Annotated in this window: 1 protein-coding gene; it reads right to left on the reverse strand. The window is 56.0% G+C overall.

Going from position 1 to position 2,712, the window contains the following annotated elements; translation table 11 throughout:
- Window positions 1-232 precede the first annotated feature (232 nt).
- Window positions 233-2,712: cytochrome D1 domain-containing protein (locus tag DFS28_RS30335; protein WP_305888094.1), on the reverse strand; the 2,480-nt coding region annotated here is incomplete at its 5' end.

Raw genomic sequence — 2,712 nt, forward strand, 5'->3', positions numbered from 1 at the left:
TCGATTGCCGGGCGATGGAGGTATCACACAGGTTTTGCGGGGAAGTGGCTACTGTCAGAAATAACAGGTAGGGGGTGGATTCAGACGGGCGGTCGGGGCGATGGCAAATAAATGCGTCCTCTTTTTTTAAAGTGACAGACCATGAGAGATATCGTGGTCTGTCCCCGGTTTTTTTTCCCGATTTTCGCTCGGATTTTCTGTCCCAAGATTTATTTAATATATTGGTTTCGATTTATCCCACAGTGATGACCGAGACCGTACTGGCTACCTGACTACAAACAAAAATACGAGAGCCATCCGGACTGCTAGAGATCCCGTAAGGGTCTCGAATGCCAGCAATAGTCATTTGCAGCGTCAAACTTCCGGTGTCTACCACCGTAATCGTGTTCAAGTTTGAGCTAGAAATTAAGACGTAGGAACCGTCCGGACTGGTGGCGATCCCCGTCAAAATCCCTTTGATATCTAGGGTGCGGATTACTGTCAGACTTGCAGAATCTATTACAAACATCATGCCTGAATTCTGATCACAGACAAAAATGTGAGGCCCAATACAAGCAACTTCAGTAGCACGCCCTCCAACAATATCAATAGTTTTGATCATCTCCAGATCCGCGACGTCTATAACTGAGACCTTGGGTCCAACGCTACCGACAAACATGTGAGTGCCATCAAGACTACTAACAATACCCTCAGAGTAGCCCTCCACCGGAATGGTCTTGATTATCTTCCAAGTCACGGCATTTATAACTGTAACCTTATTATCGTAAAAGCTCGTAACAAAGACGAGGGCACCGTCCATACTAAAGGCTGCCCTTCGTGGCGACACCAATTGAATAGTTTCAATCACTACCAGATTCGTGGCATCTATAATAGATATCGATCGCCCACCATAATTACAAACAACGACGAAAACACCGTCTGGGCTAAAGGTAACTCCGAGTGGGTTGTCCCCGACGACAATGGTTTTAATCACCCTCAAACTTACTGTGTCTACAACCGAGACTGTGTTGATCTCCCAGTTACAAACAAAGACATATCGACCATTCGGACTACAGGCAAGACGAGCCGGCTTCGAGAACCCCGAAATCGTTGAAACCACCCCAACAATCGCCAATCTCGCCGTGCTCGTTTTGGTGTGGTAAGTCGCCGTCATGTCATGACCACCCGGCGCCCTTGGGCCTTTTACGCCACCGATGGTCACCCGACCATCCGTACCCGTCCTGAAAATACGCGACCCACTGCTACCATCGGAATAGGTAAAACCAGCCGGCAGAACCAGGGTGATATCGGCGTTCGGAACAGGTATCCCGCTACCGGTCCGCAAGCTCAGGCTGATGTCCTTGAAGGTCTCCCCCGGCTGGATGAGGTAAGGCCCATTGGTGAAGACTGGTGCATCCGCATCCGCTTCGACAGTGAAGGTTCGCACGGCCGATTCCACCCCACTGCCATACAGCGCCTTGGCTTTGAAATGGTGCACGGTCTCGCTCAGACCCGAAACCAGCTTCGTCCAGACACCGGTGCTCTTGTCCGCCGTGGCCTCACCTTTGGAGGTTGCACTGTCGAACACTTCGACTTCCAGGCCTTTGGTGGCGGTACCGCTCAGGGTCACCGCGGTTTCCACGGTATAGCCGTTGTCAGGAATCTCTTCCCCGCTGGGCGAGCCCTTGACCGAGTCGAGGGTCGGCGCAACAATGGCCACGGCTTTGATCGTGTACGGGCGCACAGGAAAAGTTACCGCCGTGCTTTCATCGGTGCTGCCATCAAAGGCCACCTTGAATTCCACCCGCAGCGTCGAACCGTCCTTCAAGTTGCGTAGTTTGGCCACTGGCGCATGCGGCAGCATGCCATTGGGCAGACCGTCCGTGGGAATCGGGGCCGCGTTGTAGGTCTGGTCGGTAAATGCCGTGCCATCGGCGTTGGTTCCCGAATAGCGTAGCCAGAGTTTCTGGCCTAGAGCGATAAACGGCCACTTCGCAATCCGCGTCCGCGCCCCGTCGAGCAGTGTGCTGATGTTCAGCTCATTACCCACCGCGCCATCGATGGCCGGCGTCGGCAACGCACCGTCCTCGTTGGGGATGGCCTGCACGGTCAGGTTCAGCGGTTGCGAAGGCGCCGACGTGGCGCCGCTGCGGACGATGGTGTAGGTCACCGTCACCGCTTTACCCAGGTTGAAGGCCACCACACTGGTGGGGATCGGAATCTCCCGGCCAATGGTGCTGATCGGAGCCGGCGTGGTGGTGTGTGAACCGCCGGCCGGGGTGCCGGCGGCGCCGGTCCAGGTCACGCTCAACAGGTCGGAGGGCAGCAGATCGCCCTGAGGCACGACCACGGTCAGGCTGTCCTTGGCCGCAATCGGGTTCAGCGTGTCGCCCTGGGCCTCGTCCACGCTGGGCGGCCGCAATTGGCTGATCTTGCCCTCGACACTGACGCTGGTGTTTTTCGAGGGGCGGTCCGTCACACCTTGGCTTTTCAGCACATAGGACACGCTGGCCCGACCTTTGGCGATGGCCCTGACCTTGGCGTTGGGGATGCTGAATGTCACCGCGACCTCGACCCGACTGACCGGTCGCTCGATCGGCCCTTCGATGACCGGCGAGCCTTCGGCGGGCGTGCCGACCCAGGTCATGACGATGGTGTCGTTGACCTTGAAGTGCCCCCCCGTGGTATTGACCAGCACCGTCACGTCGGCATCACCCAGGGTCTCAAGGTCGA

The sequence above is a fragment of the Pseudomonas sp. 478 genome (assembly GCF_003254125.1).
Classification (GTDB): Bacteria; Pseudomonadota; Gammaproteobacteria; order Pseudomonadales; family Pseudomonadaceae; genus Aquipseudomonas.